The organism is Kineococcus vitellinus (assembly GCF_009906315.1).
Taxonomy (GTDB): Bacteria; Actinomycetota; Actinomycetes; order Actinomycetales; family Kineococcaceae; genus Kineococcus; species Kineococcus vitellinus.
The window spans coordinates 1-19,867 of record NZ_JAAALL010000052.1; the positions used below are offsets into that span (position 1 = coordinate 1).

The window sequence follows — 19,867 nt, forward strand, 5'->3', positions numbered from 1 at the left end:
CCCGGCACCCGCCGCCCGACCGGCGGGTGCCGGGAGCCCTCAGAGGTCCAGGCTGCGGTGCTTGACCGAGCCGCTGACGCGGCCGGCCGCGTGCCCGAGCGCGCTGAGGAGGTCGTAGCGGCCGTAGCCGGAGCGCACGCCGGGCAGGCGCTTGAGCAGCCGCGCGGCCGTGCCGACGCCCAGGGCCCGCAGCCCGGTGCGGGGCGGGAACCCGTAGGCCTGCGCCGCCTTGGCGGCCGCGACCTCGGACACGCCCCAGCGGTAGCGCTGGCGCAGGGCCTGCACGCCCTGCGACCGCAGCCGGTAGTGCACGACGGCGCCGGGCGCCAGGGCGATCTCGAAGCCGGCCGCGTAGGCGCGGAAGCACCACTCGTTGTTCGCCGCGAACGTCAGCCCCGGGTCGAAGCCGCCGACGGCGCGCGGCACCTCGCGGCGGAAGCCCAGGGTGCCCGCGGGAGCGTAGGTCCAGCCCTGCTGGCGCATCGGCCAGTCCCCCGGGTCCGCGGGGCGCCGCTGCAGCTCCGGCCAGCGGCGGCCGTTGAGGCGCTGCAGGTCCCAGACCGCGGTGACGATCGGGGAGGTGTCCAGCGCGGCCGCCATCGCCGCGACGTAGGTGGCGCCGACGGTGTCGTCGGCGTCGAGGAAGAGCACCTTGTCCCCCGCGGCCTCGACCATGGAGACGTTGCGGGCGTTGGAGTCGTACCCGCTGCTGCGGCACTCGACGACGCGGGTGGGCAGCCCGGCGGCCGCCGCGCGGGCGACCTCGACGGAGTCGTCGGTCGTGCCGTTGGAGACGAGCAGCACCTCGAAGCGCGGCGCGCCGACCTGCTCGTGCAGGGAGGCGACGGTCTCGCCGAGGGTGTCGCGGCTGCTGGCGAAGCTGATCGCCACGGTCACCTCGAAGTCGCCCCCGGCCGCCAGGTGCTCGGGCGAGCGGTGCAGCTCCCGGACGTCGCCGTCGATGCGGACCTTCTCCAGCTGCTGCATGCGGGGATCGTATAGAGGTCGGCCCGCCGCCCCGACCGATCCGCGGCCGCGGCCACCCGTCTGCCGAGCGGGACGGCTCTGCCGAGCGGGACGGCCGCCGGGGGCGGGTCGCTACTGTCGGCGGGTGTCCGGCACCACCACGACCTCCCCCGCCGCCCCCCCGCCCGGTGCGCGCGGGCGCGCCCGACGCCGGCGCGGGCCGCTGCGGCCGGTGCTGGCGCTGCTCGCGCTCGTCCTGCTGGCGTGGGTGGCGGCCGTCGCCGTCAGCGGCGTGCAGGCCGGCCTGGCGCTGCGGCGGGTGGCCGAGGCGGCACCCGGCCTGGAGGCCGCCGTGCGCGAGGAGCGCTTCGCCGACGCGGTCGGCCTCGCCGCCGGCGTCGCCGACGACGCCGCGGGCGCGGACCGGGCGACGCGGCAGTTCCCCTGGCGCCTGGCCGAGCACCTGCCCTGGGCGGGTGAGCAGCTGCGGGCCGTGCGCGGTGGCGCGCAGGCGGCGGCGGTGCTCACCGAGCCGCTGCCGGACGCGCTCGCGGTCGCCGAGCAGGTGGTCGGCGACGGCCTCGTCTCAGCGGACCAGACGGTGGACGTGGCCGGGGTGCAGGCCCTCGCCCCGGTCGTCACCGACTACCGCGCGCGGGTGGACAGCGCCCGCGCGACCCTGGCCGCCACCCGCGGGCAGGGCGTCCTGGGCGTGCTCGCCGAGCGCCTCGACCCGGTCTCGCGGCAGCTGGACGAGGTCGCCGGGCCGCTGGGCACCGCCGCCGACGTCGTGCCGCAGCTGCCGGCGCTGCTGGGCGCCGAGGGCGCCCGCACCTACCTGGTGGCCTTCACCAACCCCGCCGAGGTCCGCCCCGTGCAGGGCATCGTCGGCGCCTACGCCTACGTCTCGGTGGACGCCGGGCGCATCTCGCTGGTGCGCACCGGCTCCGACTACGACCTCTACGACGCCCGGGCGGACGTGTCGCTGGCCGGCGCCGAGTACGCGGCCCTCTACGGCGAGGACGCGGCCCGCGTGCAGAACGTCACCCTCGGCGGCAGCGCCGACGAGGCGGGCCTCCTCGTCTCCTCCCTCGTCGTCGACGCGGGCCTGCCCGCGCCCGACGCCGTCGTCCTCGTCGACCCCGTCGGCCTGGCGCAGCTGCTGGGCCCCGAGCACGCGGCGCTGGAGCTGGGCCCCTTCGGCAGCGTCGCCACCGCCGACCTGGCGGGCGTGCTCATGCACGACGCCTACGTGCGCTTCGGCGACGACCAGGACGCCCGCAAGGCGTTCCTGGCCGCCACCTCCGCCGCCGCCTTCCAGGCCGTCCTCGCCGACGGGCTCTCCACCGCCACCCTCGACGGCGCGCAGCGGGCGGTGGCCTCCGGGCACCTGGCCCTGTGGTCCTCGCGCCCGGCCGAGCAGGACGCGCTCGTCGCGGCCGGGGTGGCCGGCGTCCTCGGCGACCCGGCCGCCGCGGGCGCCGTCGCGCGCATCGGGCTGACCAACACCGCCCCCTCGAAGCTGGACTACTGGCTGCGGCCGGCGGTCGAGGTGCAGGCGCCGTGCACCACCGGCGGCGCCGAGGCCACCGGCGCCGTGCAGCTGACGCTGGTGAACCCGGTGCCCGCGGAGATCCCCGCGTACATGCAGAACGCCGACGAGCGCGGCACCGCCGACGAGCGCACCGCCCGCGACACGGTCTCGCTGTGGATCCCGCCGTGGGTGGGGGTGGACGCCGTCACCGTCGGCGGCGCCGCGGTCGACGCGGCGATCGACGCCGAGGAGGGCTGGCGGCTGGTGCGGGTGTCGGTGGACGTGCCCCCGGACACCCCCGTCGTCGTGCGCTGGCAGCTGCGCGGGGCCGCGGACGCCCTGCCCCGCGAGGTGACCGGCCCGACGACCGCCACGGCCCCCACCACCACCGCGGGCGCCTGCACCCGCTGAGCCGGTGCACGGCCGTCCGTGGTCACCCGTCCGTGGTCACCCGTCCGTGGTGACCCGTCCGTGGTGACCCGTCCGTGTTCACCCGTCCGTGAAGGAATGGTCACGGTCCGACACGCAGTGGCCCTGATGGGCTCGATCGGCTGGACTCGGGCGTCACTCTCCGCCATCCTGGGGGCCGCCTCGCGATCACACACCGGCGAGGTCGTCGAACCTGGGGGGAACACCGTGCGCAAGACCACCGTCCGTCTGGCAGCCGCTGGAGCGCTGACCGTCGCCGCGCTGGGGACCGGCATCGGCGCCGCCGCCGCCGAGACCGCGTACGCGCCGGCGACCCCGACCCCGTCCACCCCGGCGGTCACGCCGTCCGTGAGCCCCTCCACCGGCGGCTCCGGCACGCCGAGCAGCAGCACCCCGCGCACCAGCACCCCGGGTGCGGTCGCCGGCAGCAGCGACGAGCTCGCCTACACCGGCGCCGACGTCCTGCCCTGGGCCGCCGCCGGGACCGTCCTGGTGCTGGGGGGCACCGCGATGGTCGTCGCCGCGCGCCGCAAGCCGGGCCGCTCGCACTGATCCACCCGGCTGCCGCGGCAGCCGGACGCACGAGAGGGCCGGCCGAGGAGATCCTCGGCCGGCCCTCTCGTCGTGGTGCGCGGTGCGTTCCCGGGCGGGTGCGCTCTCAGGCGGGTGCGTGGAAGCGCTGCTGCGCCGCCTCGAGCCCCGCGGTGACGAGCTCCTCGACGGCGTCCGCCGCGTCCACCAGCAGGAACGGCAGGTCCTTCTTCTCCGTGGTGGAGAACTCCTTGAGCACGAAGTCGGCCGGGTCCTGCCGCCCCGGCGGGCGGCCGATGCCCACGCGCACCCGCGCGTAGTCCTTGCCGCCGAGCGACTTCGAGATCGAGCGCAGGCCGTTGTGGCCGCCCTCGCCGCCGCCGCGCTTGAGCCGGACGGCCCCGAAGGGCACGTCCAGCTCGTCGTGGACGACGACCAGGTGCTCCAGGTCGACGTCGAAGTACTTCGCCAGGCCGGCGACGGGGCCGCCGGAGACGTTCATGTACGAGGTCGGGGCCGCGAGCACGACCCGCGGCCCCGGCGCCCCGCCGGGCAGGACGCCGAGGCGGACCTCGGCGACCCTGGCGCCCGAGCGGTGCCGCTTGAAGGAGCCGCCGGTGCGCGAGGCCAGCTCGTCGAGGACCATCTGCCCGACGTTGTGCCGGGTGCGCTCGTACTCGGACCCGGGGTTGCCGAGGCCGACGACGAGCCAGGCGCCGCTCACCGGACCGGGACCTCCTGCAGCGGGTGGTTCAGGACTCGTCGGCGGCGGGCTCGGTGGTCTCGGTGGGCTCGTCGCGCACGATCCCGGCCTCGGCCTCCAGGGCCTCCAGCTCGGCCTCGGCCTGCGCGGCGGTCGCCGCGCCCGTCACGACGACGATGAGCTGCTCGGGGTCGCCGGCCAGCGAGGAGCCCTCGGGCAGGGTGATCTGCGAGGCGGACACGTGCGCGCCGGCCTCCAGGCCCTCGACGGAGATGGTGACGGCCTCGGGGATGTGGGTGGCCTCGGCCTCCAGCGACACCGTGGTCAGCTCCTGCTGCACGACGGTGTTCGCGGCGGCCTCGCCCTCCAGGTGCACGGGGACGTCCACGGTGACCTTCTCGCCGCGGCGCACGACGAGCAGGTCGACGTGCTCGATGAAGCCCTTGATCGGGTCGCGCTGGACGTCCTTGGGCAGGACCAGGTGCGACTGGCCCTCGACGTCCACGGCCAGCAGGACGTTGGAGGCGCGCAGGGCGATCATCGTCGCGTGACCGGGCAGGGTCACGTGCAGCGGCGCCTCGCCGTGGCCGTAGATGACGGCGGGGATCTTGTCGGCGCGGCGAATGGTGCGGGCGGCGCCCTTGCCGAACTCGGTGCGCTTCTCGGCGGACAGCTTGGTCTCGGCCACGGTGGTGCTCCTCGGGTCTCGGGGTGGTGCTGCTCAAGGCCCCGGGAGGGCGCGTCGACGCGTCCACCGCGTCGATCACGGCGGCACCGGAGCGCCGCCCTCGCCGAGGCAACCGGACCCGAGTCTACCCGCTCCCGGGAGCACGACCGCCCCCGAGCCGGGAGGGCTCGGGGGCGGTCGTGGCGGCCGCGCCGCGGGGTGCGGACGGCTCAGCTGTGGCCGTCGAACAGCGAGGTCACCGACCCGTCGTCGAAGACCTCGCGGATGGCCCGCGCCAGCAGCGGCGCGATGGAGAGCACCTTCAGCTGCGGGAACTGCTGCGACTGCTGGATGGGCAGGGTGTTGGTCACGACGAGCTCGGAGATCGGCGAGTTCTTCAGCCGGTCGACCGCCGGGCCGGAGAGCACCGCGTGGGTGGCCGTGGCGATGACGTCGGCCGCGCCGTTGGCCTTCAGGGCCTCGGCGGCCTGCACGATCGTGCCGGCGGTGTCGATGAGGTCGTCGACGAGGACGCAGGTGCGGCCCTCGACGTCACCGACGACCTCGTGGACCTTCACCTGGTTCGGCACGTTGGGGTCGCGGCGCTTGTGGATGATCGCCAGCGGGGCGCCGAGGCGGTCCGACCACAGGTCCGCCACCCGCACGCGGCCGGCGTCCGGGGAGACGATGGTGATGTTCGAGCGGTCCACGCGCTTGCCGACGTGGTCGGCCAGGATCGGCAGCGCCCACAGGTGGTCGACGGGACCGTCGAAGAAGCCCTGGATCTGCGCCGTGTGCAGGTCCACCGACATGAGGCGGTCGGCGCCGGCGACCTTGAACAGGTCCGCGATCAGGCGCGCGGAGATCGGCTCGCGGCCGCGGCCCTTCTTGTCCTGGCGGGCGTAGCCGTAGAACGGCGCGACCACGGTGATCCGCTTGGCCGACGCGCGCTTGAGCGCGTCCACCATGATCAGGTGCTCCATGATCCACTGGTTGACGTTCGCCGTGTGGCTCTGGATGACGAACGCGTCGCTGCCGCGGACGCTCTCCTCGAAGCGCACGTAGATCTCGGAGTTCGCGAAGTCGTAGGCGCTCGTCGGCACCAGCTCGGCGCCGAGCTCCTTCGACACCTCCTCCGCGAGCTCCGGGTGCGCGCGCCCGGAGATGAGCACCATCCGCTTCTCGCCCGTGGTGGTGATGCCGGTCATCGCTGGTTCTCCCTGCCCTGTGTCGTGCCCGTGCTGCCCTGGTCCGCGGCGGCGGCCCCGGGGGCCGCCTCCCGCTGCTGCGCCCGTGCGGCCGCCTCCGCGGCCGCCGTCCCGGCACGCCTGCTCAGCGTCCACCCCTCGAGGTTGCGCTGCGGTGCGACGTTGATCGCCAGCGCTCCCGCGGGGACGTCCTTGCGGACGACCGTCCCGGCGCCCGAGTAGGCGCCGTCCCCGACCGTCACCGGCGCGACGTACGTGTTGTCCGACCCCATCCGGACGTGGTCGCCGACGGTGGTGCGCGCCTTGTTCACCCCGTCGTAGTTGGCGAAGATGGAGGCCGCCCCGATGTTGGAGTGCTCGCCGATCGTCGCGTCGCCCACGTAGGACAGGTGCGGCACCTTCGAGCCGCGCCCGATCGTGGCGTTCTTGGTCTCCACGAAGGTGCCGATCCTGCCGTCGGCGCCCAGCCGGGTGCCCGGGCGCAGGTAGGCGAAGGGGCCCACCGAGGCACCCTCCCCCACGACGGCCGAGGAGCCGTGGGTGCGCTCCACGACCGCGCCCGCCCCGACCTCCACGTCGGTGAGGGTGCAGTCCGGCCCGACGACGGCGCCGGCGGCGACGCGGGTGGTGCCGTGCAGCTGCACCCCCGGGAGGATCGTCGCGTCCGCCTCCAGCACGACGTCCGCGTCGATCCAGGTGGTGGACGGGTCGACGACGCCGACCCCGGCGAGCATCCAGCGCCGCAGGGTCCGCGCGTTGGCCTCGGCGGCCAGCTGCGCCAGCTGCAGGCGGTCGTTGACCCCGCGGATCTCCCACTCGTCCTGCAGCGGCAGCGCCTGGACGCGCCCGCCGTCGGCGCGCACGAGGCCGAGGACGTCGGTCAGGTAGACCTCGCCGGCGGCGTTCTCGCGCCCGACGCGGGCCAGCGCGGCGCGCAGGGCGGCCGCGTCGAAGGCGTAGACGCCGGAGTTCACCTCGCGCACGGCCAGCTGCTCGGGCGTGGCGTCCTTGTGCTCGACGATGGCGCTGACGCCCTCGGCGTCGCGCAGCACGCGCCCGTAGCCCGCCGGGTCGGCCAGCTCGGCCGTGAGCACCGTCATGGCGTTGGCGCCCTCGGCGTGCGCCGCGACGAGCTCGGACAGCGTCCGCCCGCTCAGCAGCGGCACGTCCCCGTAGGTGACGACGACGGTGCCGCTGAGGTGCTCCGGCAGCGCCGCCAGGCCGCACTGGACGGCGCGGCCCGTGCCGGGCACCTCGTCCTGCAGCGCGGTGAGCACGTCCGGGTGGCCCGCGCGCACGACCTCGGCGACGCGCTCGGCCTGGTGGCGCAGCACGACGACGAGGTGCTCCGGCGCGGTGGAGCGGGCGGCGCGCAGGGCGTGCTCGAGCAGCGGGCGGCCGCCGAGGGGGTGCAGGACCTTGGGCACCGCGGACTTCATCCGGGTCCCCTCGCCGGCGGCGAGGACGATCACGGCTGCTGGCGACTGGGGGGTGGTCACGCGGGGCGCGCTCCTCGCGGCTCGGTGCGGTGGCCTCGTCTGCGTCGAGGCGGACGAGCCGAGGATAACGGCCCGGCAGCGGCCCCCCGTCCCCCCGCGGGGGCCGCCGGTGCTCCCGGGAGAGGATTCGAACCCCTACTGGACGGGACCAAAACCCGCCGTGCTGCCGTTACACCACCCGGGACAGCTGCTGCCCGCCCATCCTGCCAGGCACCGCCGGGGCCCCGCGATCAGGCGGTCGTCACCCGGTCGGCGCACCCGGGCGCGCCGCAGGGCAGGATGGGGCCGTGACGCCGGCCGCGACGGGACGCTCCCGCTCCCGCATGACGGGCGGCGAGCGGCGCGAGCAGCTCATCGGCGTCGGCCGCCGGCTGTTCGCCGCCAAGGGCGTCGAGGGCACCACCGTCGAGGAGATCGCCGCGCAGGCGGGCGTGTCGAAGCCGGTCGTCTACGAGCACTTCGGCGGCAAGGAGGGGCTGTACGCGGTCGTCGTCGACCGCGAGATCTCCGCGCTGCTGGGCGCCATCACCACCGCCCTGTCCGGTCGCGGCAGCCCCCGCACGCTGCTGGAGCGGGCCGTCACGGCCCTGCTGGACTACATCGAGGGCTCCACCGACGGCTTCCGCATCCTCGTGCGCGACTCCCCCGTCGCCCAGACGACCGGCAGCTTCGCCAGCCTCATCTCCGACATCGCCCGCCAGGTCGAGCACCTGCTCGTCGACGCCTTCGCCGCCCGCGGGTACGCGCCGCAGCGCTCGGGCATGTACGCGCAGATGCTCGTCGGCATGGTCGCCGTGACGGGCCAGTGGTGGCTGGACACCCGCGAGCCGGGCAAGGAGGAGGTCGCCGCGCACCTGGTGAACCTCGCCTGGAACGGGCTGACGGGCCTGGAGCAGGAACCGCGGCTGTCCTCGCGCGCCCGCGACGGGCGCCGCGGGCCCGGCGCCACCGCGGACCCCGACGACACCCCGGGGCCCGGCGCCGCGGAGGACCGGGGCGCGCAGCCGAGGCCCTAGGGTTCCGCACGTGGCTGCTCCGGAGGACACGACCGCCCGCGGGGCCGCCGACGAGGTCGACCGCATCGTCGCCGCGTGGCGGCGCGAGACCCCGCAGCTGGACGTCGAGCCGCTGGAGGTGCTCTCCCGGGTGGCCCGCCTGGCCCGCCACCTGGACCGGCTGCGCCGCGACGCCTTCAGCGCGCACGAGCTGGAGACGTGGGAGTTCGACGTGCTCTCGGCGCTGCGCCGCGCCGGCGCCCCGCACGAGCTGTCCCCCGGGCAGCTGGTCGTCCAGACCCTGGTGACCTCCGGGACGATGACCAACCGCGTGGACCGGCTGGCCGGGCGCGGCATGGTCGAGCGCCGCCCCGACCCCGAGGACCGCCGGGGCGTGCGGGTGCGCCTGACGGCCGCCGGCACCGCCGTCGTGGACGCGGCGCTGGCCGACCTCGTCGACGCCGAGCACCGCATGCTCGGCGTCCTGGCGCGCGAGGAGCAGCGGGCGCTGGCGACGCTGCTGCGCCGGGTCGCCGCGCCCTTCGAGCAGGAGCCCTGACGCACGGCGAGGGCCCTCCCGCGCCGTGCGGGAGGGCCCTCGCCGTGCTGGTCGCCGGGAGCCGGCGGGCGGCTCGCCTCAGTAGGCGCCGCGGCCGCGCAGGACGGCGCCGGCCGTCTTCCACAGGATCATGAAGTCGAACGTGAAGGACCAGTTCTCCACGTAGCGCACGTCCAGGCGCACCGACTCGTCCCAGTCCAGGTCGGAGCGGCCGTTGATCTGCCACAGACCGGTCAGGCCCGGCTTGACGAGCAGGCGGCGGCGCATGTCCGAGCCGTACGCGTCGACCTCCTTCTGCAGCGGCGGGCGCGGGCCGACCAGCGACATCTCGCCGCGGACGACGTTGATGAGCTGGGGCAGCTCGTCGACGGAGTAGCGGCGCAGGACGCGGCCCACGCGGGTGATGCGCGGGTCGACCTTCATCTTGAAGAGCACGCCGTTGCCGTCGGTGGACTCGCGCAGGTCGATGAGGCGCTTCTCGGCGTCGGAGACCATCGAGCGGAACTTGAACATCGGGAAGGTCTTGCCGTCCTTGCCGACGCGCTGCTGCTTGAAGAAGACCGGGCCGCGGTCGTCGACCTTGATGAGGACGGCGAGGAGCAGGAACAGCGGGCTGAGCACCACGAGGGCCAGACCGGCGCTGACGCGGTCCACGGTCGTCTTGGCCAGCCGGCGGATGCCCTCCAGCTCGGGGCGCTCCACGTGCAGCAGCGGCAGGCCGCAGACGGGGCGGATGGCCACGCGCGGGCCGATGACCTCGGTGAGGGCGGGCGCGACGACGAGGTCGGCGCGGGTGGCCTCCAGCTCCCAGCCGAGCCGGCGCAGGCCGGGGCCGTCGAGCTCGGGGCAGGCGGTGACGGCGACGACGTCGGCGTCCACGCTGGTGACGGCGTGGCGCACCTCGTCCAGGCTGCCGATGACGGGGATGCCGAGCTCGCGCAGCTCCGCGTCCTCGGCCGCGGTGCCCTTGCCGCCGGGCACGCAGGCGCCGACGATGCGCATGCCGTGGTAGCTGGCGCGGTGCAGCTGGCGGGCCATGCCGGCGACGGCCGCGCGGTGGCCGACGGCGACGACGCTCTGGCCGGCCTCGCCGCGGGTGCGCTGGGCGTGCAGCTGCTGGCGGGTGGCGTAGCGGCCGACGAGCGTCAGCAGCGTCGCGATGGGGAAGGCGACGACGACGTAGCCGCGGGCGATCTCCAGGTCGAAGGCCCAGGAGCTGGTGCCCACCAGGGCCACCACGGCCAGCGCCGCGGTGAGCACGCGGTGGAACTCCTCCGAGCCGACGCCGAGGAAGCGGGGTTCGTAGGTGCGCAGCGCACCCATCGCGATGACCCAGATGACCGGCAGCAGCACCGCGCACGCCACGACGGCGCGCCCGGAGGTCGTGGCGAGGTCGGCGGGCGAGTCGTTGAAGCGGGCGAAGAAGCCGGCGAAGGCGGCGAAGGCCGCCGCGAGGGCGTCGACCGCGACGATCTTCTGCACGTAGGTGCGCTGCCAGGCGGGTGTGCGCTCGGTGAGGCCGAGCGCCGTGCGCTGGCGCGGGACGAGCAGCCGCTCGCGGCGCGCTGCGTCGGTGTGGTCGTCCGCCGGTGACGTGCCGAGGAGCCGGTCCTCCAGCTCCCCCCGGTCCGTCCTGGCGCCGGGTGCGTCGCTGATGCTCAAAGTCCCCCCTGGACTGGTCCTGCAGCTCCCCGCCGGTCGGCGGCGGCGGCACCCCGGTCGAACGCCCCCACGTGGAGACCGGACGGTGCGTGGCTCAGAGTAGGGGAAAGCCACCCGAACGACGCAAGGTGTGACGACCCCGGTGACGTTCGAGTGGCATGTTCCCCCCGATCAGCGTCACCCGTTCGACGCAATGAACACAGTTGGCGACGGACAGTGATCAAAGCGGCGGTCGCTCACTCCACGAGCTCGGAGGCCTCCAGCCAGCTCTCCTCCAGCCGCCCGCGCTCGGCGAGCAGCTCCCGCAGCTGCGCGTCCAGCGCCGCCACGGCGACCGGGTCGGTGGCCTGCGCGGCCAGCTGGTCGTGCAGCTGCGCCTCCCGGCGCGCCAGCTTCTCCAGCTGGCGCTCCACGCGGGCCATCTCCTTGCGGGCGGCGCGCGCAGGCGCGGGCCGCTGCAGGTACTCCTCCACGCCCCCCGGCAGGTCGCGCACGGTGCCGTCGCCCAGCAGCGCGACCTGGCGGTCGGTGATGCGCTCGAGCAGGTAGCGGTCGTGGCTGACGACGACCAGGGTGCCCGGCCAGCCGTCGAGCAGGTCCTCCACGGCGGCCAGGGTGTCGGTGTCCAGGTCGTTGGTCGGCTCGTCCAGCAGCAGCACGTTCGGCTCGCCCATGAGCAGCCGCAGCAGCTGCAGCCGGCGGCGCTCGCCGCCGGACAGGTCGTCCACGCGCGTCCACGCCCGCTGGGCGGTGAATCCGAGGCGCTCCAGCAGCTGGCCGGCGGAGACGTCCCGGTCGCCCAGGCGCACGTGGCTGGCCACCTCGTCGGCGGCCTCCAGCGCGCGCAGCTCGCCGACCTCGTCGAGCTCCCGCACCTCCTGCGACAGGGTCGCCACGACGACCGTGCTGCCCCGCTTCACGCGCCCGGCGTCCGGTCGCGCGCTGCCCTCGACGAGCCCCAGCAGCGTGGACTTGCCCGCGCCGTTGACCCCGACGACGCCGATCCGGTCCCCCGGGCCCAGCCGCCACGTCACGCGGTCCAGCAGCAGCTTGCCCCCCAGGCGCAGCGTGACGTCCTCGAGGTCGACGACGTCCTTGCCCAGCCGGGTGGTCGCCATCCGCGCCAGCTCCACGGAGTCGCGCAGCGGCGGGACGTCGGCGATGAGGTCGTTGGCGGCCTCGATGCGGAAGCGCGGCTTGCTGGTGCGCGCGGGAGCGCCGCGGCGCAGCCAGGCGAGCTCCTTGCGCAGCAGGTTCTGCCGGCGCTCCTCGGTGACCGCGGCGACGCGGGCGCGCTCGGCGCGGGTCAGCACGTAGGCCGCGTACCCGCCGTCGTAGGGGTCGACGACCCCGTCGTGCACCTCCCACACGCGCTCGCAGACGGCGTCGAGGAACCAGCGGTCGTGGGTGACGACGAGCAGCGCGCCCGAGCCCGCGGGCCAGCGGGTGCGCAGGTGCTCGGCCAGCCACGCCACGCCCTCGACGTCGAGGTGGTTGGTGGGCTCGTCCAGCACCACGAGGTCGTGCTCGCCCGCGAGCAGGGCGGCCAGCGCGACCCGGCGGCGCTGGCCGCCGGACAGCGTGGAGACCAGGGCGTCCAGCCCGCCGACGTCGGAGGCGTCCAGGTCCCCGAGCAGGCCCGCGACGACGTCGCGCACGCGCGACTGCGAGGCCCACGCGTGGGCCGGCTGGTCGCCGAGCACGGCCTCGCGCACGCTCGCCCCCGGCGCCAGCGCGTCGCCCTGCGAGAGCATGCCCAGCCGCAGGCCGCCGGTGTGGGTGACCCGCCCGGCGTCCGCCTCCTGGGCGCGCGTCAGCAGCCGCAGCAGGGTCGACTTGCCGTCGCCGTTGCGCCCGACCACGCCGACGCGGTCCCCCTCGGAGACGCCGAGGGAGACGCGGTCGAGCAGCGTGCGCGAGCCGTGGACGACGGTGAGCGCCTCGGCGCTGACGAGGTTGGCCATCAGCGCCCCCCTCCGTCGCGGCGGTGGCCGGGGACGGCGACCGCCTCCAGCACCCGGGCGCCCGGCACGGGGCCGGTGGCGGTGCGCACGCGGGCGCCGCCGGGCAGCTCGGCGGCCAGCTCACCGGCGATGCGCTCCGCCTCGGCGGCGGAGGCGGCCAGCAGCGCCACCGTCGGCCCGGACCCCGAGACGACGCCGGCCAGGGCCCCGGCCGCGCAGCCCGCGGCGAGGGTGCCGGCCAGCTCGGGGGCCAGGGAGCAGGCCGGGGCCTGCAGGTCGTTGGCCAGCGCGGCGCCCAGCTGCGCGGGGTCGCCGGAGCGCAGGGCGGCCTCCACGGCCCGCAACCGGCTCTCGTCGCCGGCCTGGGCGGTGGGCGCGGGCACCTGCCCGGCCGCGCGCAGCCGGTCGCACTCGGCGTAGACCGCGGGCGTCGACAGGCCGCGCGCGCCCGGCACGAGCACCCAGGAGAACGTCGCGTCGGTGAGCACGGGCGCCAGCCGGGTGCCGCGGCCGGTGCCGACCGCGGTGCGCCCGTGCAGGCCGAACGGCACGTCCGAGCCCAGCTCCGCGCCCAGCTCGGCGAGCGCGTCCAGGCCAGCGTGCAGGCCCCACAGGGCGTCGCAGGCCACCAGGGCCGCCGCGGCGTCGGCCGAGCCGCCGGCCATCCCGCCGGCGACGGGCACGCCCTTGCGCACGTGCAGCGCGACGGCCTCGTCGACGCCGCCGCGCTCGGCGAGCAGCCGGGCGGCGCGCAGCGCGAGGTTGGTGCCGTCCAGGGGCACGTCGGCGACGTCGGTGCCGTCCACGCCCTCGACGGTGACCGAGAACTCCGCGGCCGGCGCGGCCGTGACCTCCTCGTACAGCGAGAGGGCCTGGAACACCGTCACCAGGTCGTGGAACCCGTCGTCGCGGCGGGGGCCGACCTCCAGCAGGAGGTTGACCTTGGCGGGGGCGCGCACGGTGACCTGCGCGTTGGGGAGAGGCACCACGACGTCAGACCCTAGGCGCACCGGCGGGGCCCGGCGGACCGGGCCGGACCGGGCCGGAGCGGGCCGGGTGCTCAGCGCGACGGCGCGAGGAACGTCGCGCCGCGCAGCCAGCGGGCCGCGTGCACCCCGACGGCGGCGGCCTCGCGGGCGACGGCGAGCGGGCGGCGCCCGCGCAGCGCCGGTCCCGCCCGGTGCAGCGCGGCGAGCGCCGCCTCGACCTGCAGCGCCCGCCACGCCCGCCGCGCCGTGGCCCGCGAGCGCGGGTCGTCCTCCGGGTCGTGCAGGGCCTTGCGGTAGAAGGCGCGCACGCCGATCCGGGCGAGGTCGGCGTCGTCGGTGGCGTTGGACCCGTGGCGGCGGTAGTGGGCCACGACCTCGTCGAGCATGAGCAGCGGCCGCCGCCGGGCGAGCCGGCGCACGTAGTCCCAGTCGTCGTTCATCGGGATCGTGCCGTCGAAGCGGCCGACGGCGTCCACCGCGCTGCGCCGGATGAGCCAGACGGCCGGCGGGAACCCGCGCCAGCTGTGCAGGACGCTGTCCAGCGTGGTCGGCGCGCTGGTCGGCAGCGGGACGAACCGCCAGCCGTCCACCGCCCAGCGCTGGCGCATGAAGGCGGGCCAGCCGCCCTCGTCGAGCAGCCGCCCCTGCACGTCGACGGTCTCGGCGAGGGCGTGCACGAACTCGGTGCCGGGGTGCGCCTCCAGCGCCGCGGACAGCGCGGCCAGGGCGTGCGGGAGCAGGACGTCGTCGGCGTCGAGGAAGGTGACGTACCGCGCGGAGGCCGGCAGCTCGTCCAGGCCGGTGTTGCGGGCGGCCGCGATGCCCCCGTTGGGGCGGCGCACGACGCGCACCCGCGGGTCGCCGAGCTGCTCGGCCACCGCGCCGGTGCCGTCGGTGGACCCGTCGTCCACGACGACGGCGACCCAGTCCCCGCGCGTCTGCGCCTGCAGGCTGCGCAGCGTCTCGGGGAGGGTGGCGGCGGCCTGGTAGGCGGGGATCACCACGGCGATCCGCCCGGCGGGCGCACCCGCCCGCTCGCCCGCGTCGTCCGCGCCACCCGCGGTGGTCGTACCGGCCCCGTCGGCCACGTCCTCGCTCCTCGCCGGCGGCGCTCCAGGGCGCGCTGCCGGCGCCACCGTAGCCAGTGGCCGGGGCCCAGGGGCGCCGGACCTCCGGCTGCAGGAGGGTTTCACCCCCTCGGCGCAGCCGCGGGCGCACCGTCAGCCCGCCGCGCGCTCCCCGGCGCCCGGGCGGGCCTCGGCGACGCGGGCGAAGTCCTCGACGCGCAGCTGCTCACCGCGCGCGGACGGGTCCACGCCGGCTGCGCGCAGGGCCCGCTCCGCCGCCGCGGGCGAGCCCGCCCAGCCGGCGAGGGCGGCGCGCAGCGTCTTGCGGCGCTGGGCGAAGGCGGCGTCGACGACGGCGAACACCTCCTCGCGGGTGGCCGAGGTCCGCGGGGGCCGGCGGCAGGTGAAGGCGACCAGGCCGGAGTCGACCCGCGGCACCGGCCAGAACACCGGCGGGGGCACGGACCCGGCGCGCCGGGCGTCGGCGTACCAGGCGGTCTTGACGCTGGGCACGCCGTAGGTGCGGCTGCCGGGGGGCGCCACGAGGCGGTCGGCGACCTCGGACTGCACCATGACCAGGCCGTGGCGCAGGGTCGTGAAGCGCGCCAGCATCGACAGCAGCACGGGCACCGCGACGTTGTAGGGCAGGTTCGCGACGAGGGCCGTCGGCGCCGGCCCGGGCAGCTGCTCGACGGCCACGGCGTCGGCGAGGACGACCTCGAAGGAGGTGCCGGCCCGCGCCCGGGCCCCCACGGTGGTGGGCAGCTCGGCGGCCAGCACGGGGTCGATCTCGACGGCGACGACCCGGTCGGCGACCTCGAGCAGCGCCAGCGTCAGCGAGCCCAGGCCGGGGCCGACCTCGACGACGACGTCGTCGCCCTCGAGGCCGGCCAGGCGCACGATGCGCCGCACGGTGTTGGCGTCGACGACGAAGTTCTGCCCGAGGGTCTTCGTCGGCCGCACGCCGAGCCGGGTCGCCAGGTCCCGGACGTCCCTGGCCGTCAGGAGGGAGCTCAGAGCTTCTTGCCGCACACGGGCCATTGTCCGGCACCGGCGCGCTGGTAGAGCAGCTTGGCGCGGTAGGTCTGCTCCTCGGCCGAGGCCTGGCTGGGCAGCCCGCTGCCGCCGACCGCCCTCCAGGTGGAGACGCTGAACTGGTACAGGCCGTGGTACTTGCCGCTGCTGGAGACGATGCTCGGGTTGCCGCCGGACTCGCACCGGGCCAGCGCGGCCCAGTCCAGCCCGTCGGCGCCGCTGACGGACCCGCCGCCGGAGCCGCCGGAGCTCTTCGCGGCGGGGGCGGGCGCCGGGGCCGGCGCGGGAGCCGGCTTCGGCTTGGTGCCCACCTGCACGACCTCCTCCACGGGGGCCGCGTCGACGACCTCCCCGGTGAGGTCGTGCTGGGTGCGCACGCCGTCGCGGAAGACGTCGGCGAAGGTGAGCGTCTTGGCGCCGTCGACACCCGCGGTGACGACCTCGCGCTCGCCGGTGAACAGCCGGTCGGTCTGCTCGGTGCGGCTGCCGTGCGGGAGCGCCACGACCTCGGTGGAGGTGGAGCGGTCCACGCGCACGACGTAGAGCTGGAAGCCGGGGGTGATGCGCGTCTCGGGCGCGGCGGACACCTCGTCGCCCGGGCGGACGGCGACGCCGGACTCGGCGAGCAGGCCCGCGACGTCGGTGGCGGTGGTGGTCAGCTGCTGCTGCTGGCCGTCGTGGACGACGGCGGCCTGCTTGGGCGTGACGACGTCCAGGGCCAGGCCGGCGCGGCCCAGCGGCTCCGAGCGGGAGGCGGACAGCTTCGCGCCGTCGGCGCGCACGTCGAGGTCGGCCAGCGCCTCGTCGACGGTGCGGGCGGTGGTCCAGTAGGTCCGCTGCTCGCCGTCGAGGGTGAGGGAGAGCTGGCGGCCGTAGCGCACGACGATGGTCTGCCCGTCGGCGATCTCCGCCTCCGGCGCGGGGGCCACGACGTCGTGCGCGCCCAGGGAGATGCCCTGGGCCTCGAGCACGTCGCCGACGGTGCCGGCGAAGGTGCTCACCTCGCTCGTGCGCCCGTCGGCGTCCAGGACGACGTCCTTGTCCAGGCTGGTGAAGGCCGCGGTGCCGCCGACCACGACGACGAGGGCGCTGCCCCCCGCGGCGATCCGCACGGTCCTGGAGGTCTTGCCGAGGGTGCGGGAGACGAGCTGGTGCAACTGCACGAGGAGGTCCTTCGACGATGTGCCCGGGCACGAGGTCCGGGTCGGGCCGTCGAGGAGGGACCCCCGTCCCCACGTCGGCCGCGCGACCCGGCCGTCTCGATCCGGCCGACAGGAGCGGACCGTAACCGCTCCGAGACTTCTTCGACAAGTCGCCGTGATCCCTGGAGCGGCCCCGCCCGCGCGGGCGGAGTGCCGCCGGGCCCGCCGCGAGGGCCCGTCACCAGGGGCCGTAGACCGCCTCCGCGGTGGCGGCCAGCTGCGCGCACAGCTCGTCGAGGTCGGCGCCGAGCGTGGCCGCCATCGAGCGCACCGTGAGGGGGACGAGGTAGCCGGCGTTGGGCCGCCCGCGGTGCGGGACCGGGGTCAGGTAGGGCGCGTCGGTCTCGACCATGATCCGGTCGCGCGGGGCGGCGCGCAGCGCCTCGCGCAGCGGTTCGGCGTTCTTGAACGTCACCGTCCCCGCGAAGGAGAGGTAGTACCCGGCGTCGGCGCAGGTGCGGGCCATCGCGGCGTCGCCGGAGAAGCAGTGGAACACCGTGCGCTCCGGCGCCCCCTCCTCGGCCAGGACGCGCAGGACGTCCTCGTGCGCGTCGCGGTCGTGGATCTGCAGCGCCAGGCCGAGCTCCTTGGCCATCGCGACGTGCGCGCGGAAGGAGCGCTCCTGCACGGCGCGGCCCTCGGGGCCGGTGCGGAAGGCGTCCAGGCCGGTCTCCCCCACCACGCGCACGCGCGGGTGGGCGGCGAGCGCGCGGATCTCCGCCAGCGCGGCGTCCAGCTCGCCGCGCTCGGCCAGCAGGGGCGCCTCGTTGGGGTGGATGGCCACGCCGCCGAGCAGCTGCGGGTGGCGCTCCAGCGCCTCGACCGTCCAGCGCGCCGCCGGCAGGTCGCAGCCGATCTGCACCGAGCGCGGGACCCCGGCCGCCGTGGCCGCCGCGAGCAGCGCGGCGACCTCGGCGGGCGAGGACTCGCAGTCCAGGTGCGTGTGGTTGTCGACCACCGGCACCGCCAGCGGGGGCGGCGCCGGCGGCCGGGAGGTGTCGCGCGGGCTCACCGCTGCAGCCGTGCCAGTTCCTCCTCGACGACGGCCGCGACGTCGAGCTTGGTGAAGATCGGCGTGGGCGCCGCCACCGGCGTGCCCGGCACGATCGGCACCGGGCCCCACGCGGGCAGCGTGGCGCCCTCGCCGCTGCCGCGGCGGTAGTCGCCGGTGAGGACCGGGTAGGAGCGCGAGGGGTCGTCGAGGTCGGTGACCTCGCGCAGCTGCGGCAGCGGGGAGACCGTCCCGGTGCCGCCGAGGGCCTCGTGCACCTGCTGCGCGGAGTGCGGCAGGAAGGGCGAGAGCAGCGTGCGGCAGTCGGAGACGGCCTGGGCGGTGACGTGCAGGACGGTCCGCATCCGCTCGGGGTCGGAGTTCTTCAGCTTCCAGGGCTCCTGCTCGGTGAGGTACTTGTTGACCTCCCCCACCACCCGCATCCCCTCGGCCAGCGCGGCGCGCTGGCGGTGGGCCTCGACGAGCTCGCCGACGGCGCCGAAGGCGCGGCCGGTGGTCTCCAGCAGCCGCCGGTCGGCGTCGGTGGTCTCCCCCGCCGCGGGGATCCGCCCGACGTTCTTGGCGATGAGGGAGGCGGTGCGGTTGACGAGGTTGCCCCAGCCCGCGACGAGCTCGCTGGTCGTGCGCGTCGCGAACTCCTGCCAGGTGAAGTCGGAGTCGTTGTTCTCCGGGCCGGCGGCGGAGATGAAGTAGCGCAGCGCGTCCGGCTGGTAGCGGGCCAGCACGTCGCGGACGTAGATGACGACACCGCGGCTGGAGGAGAACTGCTTGCCCTCCATGGTGAGGAACTCGCTGGCCACGACCTCGGTGGGCAGGTTGAGGGCGCCCATCGGCCCGGGCTGCCCGCCGCGCGCGCCGCGGCCGTCGTGGGCCAGCAGCTCCGCGGGCCAGATCTGCGAGTGGAAGGTGATGTTGTCCTTGCCCATGAAGTAGTACGACTCCGCCGACGGGTCGGTCCACCAGGCCCGCCAGGCGTCGTCGTCGCCGGAGCGGCGCGCCCACTCCACCGAGGCCGACAGGTAGCCGACGACGGCGTCGAACCACACGTACAGCCGCTTGGCGGGGTTGTCCTCCCAGCCGGCCAGCGGGACGGGGATGCCCCAGTCGATGTCGCGCGTCATGGCGCGCGGCTTCATGTCCTCCAGCAGGTTCTGGGAGAACTTCAGGACGTTGGGGCGCCAGCGGCCCGTCTCCGCGCGCGTCTGCAGCCAGGAGCCCAGGGCGTCCGCGACCGCGGGCAGGTCGAGGTAGAAGTGCTCGGTCTCCACGAAGACCGGGACCTCGCCGTCGATGCGGCTGCGCGGGTCCTTCAGCTCGATGGCGTCGAGCTGGTTGCCGCAGTTGTCGCACTGGTCGCCGCGGGCGCCGTCGAAGCCGCAGATCGGGCAGGTGCCCTCGACGTAGCGGTCGGGCAGCGTGCGGCCCGTCGAGGGCGAGATGGCGCCCATGCCCTTCCTGGCCACCATGTACCCGTTGCGGTGCACGGTGCGGAAGACCTCCTGCACGACCGCGTAGTGGTTGCGGGTGGTCGTGCGGGTGAACAGGTCGTAGGACAGCCCCAGGCCCTGCAGATCCTCGGCGATGACGCGGTTGTAGCGGTCCGCGAGCTCCTGGGGGCTCACGCCCTCCTGCTCGGCCTGCACGAGGATCGGCGTGCCGTGCTCGTCGGTGCCGGAGACCATGAGGACGTCGTGACCCGCCATCCGCATGTACCGGCTGAACACGTCGGAGGGGACGCCGAAGCCGGCGACGTGGCCGATGTGGCGGGGGCCGTTGGCGTAGGGCCAGGCCACCGCGGACAGGACGTGGGTCATGCCCCCGATCCTAGGGCGAGCGGGCGGGGCG

At 75.9% G+C, this 19,867-nt stretch carries 17 protein-coding genes and 1 tRNA gene; 4 read left to right on the plus strand and 14 right to left on the minus strand.

Translation table 11 applies throughout. From position 1 onward, the window contains the following. Positions 1-39: 39 nt before the first annotated feature. A complete protein-coding gene (locus tag GTQ99_RS07000) occupies positions 40-987 on the minus strand; it encodes a glycosyltransferase family 2 protein (protein WP_166615026.1) in 948 nt (315 codons plus the stop codon). Positions 988-1,111: 124 nt separating this feature from the next. Between GTQ99_RS07000 and GTQ99_RS07005 the strand changes: the two genes are divergently transcribed. Together GTQ99_RS07005 and GTQ99_RS07010 are read left to right on the plus strand one after the other, a co-directional pair. Continuing rightward, positions 1,112-2,911, plus strand: a complete 1,800-nt coding sequence (locus tag GTQ99_RS07005) for a DUF4012 domain-containing protein (protein WP_166615027.1) — start codon at positions 1,112-1,114, stop codon at positions 2,909-2,911. A gap of 225 nt (positions 2,912-3,136) precedes the next feature. Next, on the plus strand, positions 3,137-3,481 hold the full coding sequence (locus GTQ99_RS07010) for a hypothetical protein (RefSeq protein WP_166615028.1): 345 nt from the start codon (positions 3,137-3,139) through the stop codon (positions 3,479-3,481). 106 nt (positions 3,482-3,587) lie between these two features. Here the strand turns inward: GTQ99_RS07010 and pth are convergent, their stop codons facing one another. The 5 genes from pth to GTQ99_RS07035 all read right to left on the minus strand — a co-directional run bounded on the left by pth (position 3,588) and on the right by GTQ99_RS07035 (position 7,721). Further along, the gene (gene pth, locus GTQ99_RS07015; RefSeq protein ID WP_166615029.1) at positions 3,588-4,184 is read right to left on the minus strand and encodes an aminoacyl-tRNA hydrolase; all 597 of its coding nucleotides are present in this window, start codon (positions 4,182-4,184) and stop codon (positions 3,588-3,590) included. Positions 4,185-4,212: 28 nt separating this feature from the next. Then, positions 4,213-4,851: a 50S ribosomal protein L25/general stress protein Ctc gene (locus GTQ99_RS07020; protein ID WP_166615030.1), complete on the minus strand. Its 639-nt coding sequence runs from the start codon at positions 4,849-4,851 to the stop codon at positions 4,213-4,215. A gap of 209 nt (positions 4,852-5,060) precedes the next feature. Then, positions 5,061-6,038 (minus strand): ribose-phosphate diphosphokinase, encoded by a 978-nt coding sequence (locus GTQ99_RS07025; protein ID WP_166615031.1) that lies wholly within the window; start codon positions 6,036-6,038, stop codon positions 5,061-5,063. Beyond that, the gene (glmU, locus tag GTQ99_RS07030; protein ID WP_240896927.1) at positions 6,035-7,477 is read right to left on the minus strand and encodes a bifunctional UDP-N-acetylglucosamine diphosphorylase/glucosamine-1-phosphate N-acetyltransferase GlmU; all 1,443 of its coding nucleotides are present in this window, start codon (positions 7,475-7,477) and stop codon (positions 6,035-6,037) included. Before glmU ends, GTQ99_RS07025 begins: the two co-directional genes overlap by 4 nt. A 172-nt stretch (positions 7,478-7,649) precedes the next feature. Then, positions 7,650-7,721, minus strand: a tRNA-Gln gene (locus GTQ99_RS07035). Between the two features lie 139 nt (positions 7,722-7,860). Here GTQ99_RS07035 and GTQ99_RS07040 point away from each other — a divergent pair. Both GTQ99_RS07040 and GTQ99_RS07045 read left to right on the plus strand, forming a co-directional pair. After that, positions 7,861-8,553 (plus strand): TetR family transcriptional regulator, encoded by a 693-nt coding sequence (locus tag GTQ99_RS07040; protein ID WP_240896928.1) that lies wholly within the window; start codon positions 7,861-7,863, stop codon positions 8,551-8,553. Between the two features lie 10 nt (positions 8,554-8,563). Beyond that, positions 8,564-9,091: a MarR family transcriptional regulator gene (locus GTQ99_RS07045; protein WP_166615033.1), complete on the plus strand. Its 528-nt coding sequence runs from the start codon at positions 8,564-8,566 to the stop codon at positions 9,089-9,091. Positions 9,092-9,169: 78 nt separating this feature from the next. Here the strand turns inward: GTQ99_RS07045 and GTQ99_RS07050 are convergent, their stop codons facing one another. From GTQ99_RS07050 to metG, 8 genes are all read right to left on the minus strand, one after another. Continuing rightward, positions 9,170-10,642, minus strand: coding sequence for a sugar transferase (locus GTQ99_RS07050; RefSeq protein ID WP_166615040.1), 1,473 nt, complete (start codon positions 10,640-10,642; stop codon positions 9,170-9,172). 347 nt (positions 10,643-10,989) lie between these two features. Then, positions 10,990-12,717: an ABC-F family ATP-binding cassette domain-containing protein gene (locus GTQ99_RS07055; RefSeq protein ID WP_166615034.1), complete on the minus strand. Its 1,728-nt coding sequence runs from the start codon at positions 12,715-12,717 to the stop codon at positions 10,990-10,992. Further along, on the minus strand, positions 12,717-13,703 hold the full coding sequence (locus GTQ99_RS07060) for a 4-(cytidine 5'-diphospho)-2-C-methyl-D-erythritol kinase (protein ID WP_166615041.1): 987 nt from the start codon (positions 13,701-13,703) through the stop codon (positions 12,717-12,719). Before GTQ99_RS07060 ends, GTQ99_RS07055 begins: the two co-directional genes overlap by 1 nt. Positions 13,704-13,777: 74 nt before the next feature. After that, the gene (locus GTQ99_RS07065) at positions 13,778-14,794 is read right to left on the minus strand and encodes a glycosyltransferase (protein ID WP_166615035.1); all 1,017 of its coding nucleotides are present in this window, start codon (positions 14,792-14,794) and stop codon (positions 13,778-13,780) included. A 132-nt stretch (positions 14,795-14,926) separates the two neighbouring features. After that, the gene (rsmA, locus tag GTQ99_RS07070) at positions 14,927-15,814 is read right to left on the minus strand and encodes a 16S rRNA (adenine(1518)-N(6)/adenine(1519)-N(6))-dimethyltransferase RsmA (protein ID WP_166615036.1); all 888 of its coding nucleotides are present in this window, start codon (positions 15,812-15,814) and stop codon (positions 14,927-14,929) included. Then, entirely contained in the window at positions 15,787-16,971 is a 1,185-nt protein-coding gene (locus tag GTQ99_RS07075) for a ubiquitin-like domain-containing protein (RefSeq protein ID WP_166615037.1), read from the minus strand. Before GTQ99_RS07075 ends, rsmA begins: the two co-directional genes overlap by 28 nt. Positions 16,972-17,188: 217 nt before the next feature. Beyond that, positions 17,189-18,022, minus strand: coding sequence for a TatD family hydrolase (locus GTQ99_RS07080; protein WP_166615038.1), 834 nt, complete (start codon positions 18,020-18,022; stop codon positions 17,189-17,191). Further along, positions 18,019-19,836: a methionine--tRNA ligase gene (gene metG, locus GTQ99_RS07085; protein WP_166615039.1), complete on the minus strand. Its 1,818-nt coding sequence runs from the start codon at positions 19,834-19,836 to the stop codon at positions 18,019-18,021. The genes GTQ99_RS07080 and metG overlap by 4 nt, the downstream gene beginning before the upstream one ends. Positions 19,837-19,867 lie beyond the last annotated feature (31 nt).

What these genes read in the sequence shown, in the direction of transcription:
- rsmA (WP_166615036.1), bottom strand. Translation starts at nt 15,814, where the DNA reads ATGGCCCGTGTGCGGCAAGAAGCTCTGAGCTCCCTCCTGACGGCCAGG.
- GTQ99_RS07025 (WP_166615031.1), bottom strand. Translation starts at nt 6,038, where the DNA reads ATGACCGGCATCACCACCACGGGCGAGAAGCGGATGGTGCTCATCTCC.
- GTQ99_RS07040 (WP_240896928.1), top strand. Translation starts at nt 7,861, where the DNA reads ATGACGGGCGGCGAGCGGCGCGAGCAGCTCATCGGCGTCGGCCGCCGG.
- glmU (WP_240896927.1), bottom strand. Translation starts at nt 7,477, where the DNA reads ATGAAGTCCGCGGTGCCCAAGGTCCTGCACCCCCTCGGCGGCCGCCCG.
- GTQ99_RS07000 (WP_166615026.1), bottom strand. Translation starts at nt 987, where the DNA reads ATGCAGCAGCTGGAGAAGGTCCGCATCGACGGCGACGTCCGGGAGCTG.
- metG (WP_166615039.1), bottom strand. Translation starts at nt 19,836, where the DNA reads ATGACCCACGTCCTGTCCGCGGTGGCCTGGCCCTACGCCAACGGCCCC.
- GTQ99_RS07055 (WP_166615034.1), bottom strand. Translation starts at nt 12,717, where the DNA reads ATGGCCAACCTCGTCAGCGCCGAGGCGCTCACCGTCGTCCACGGCTCG.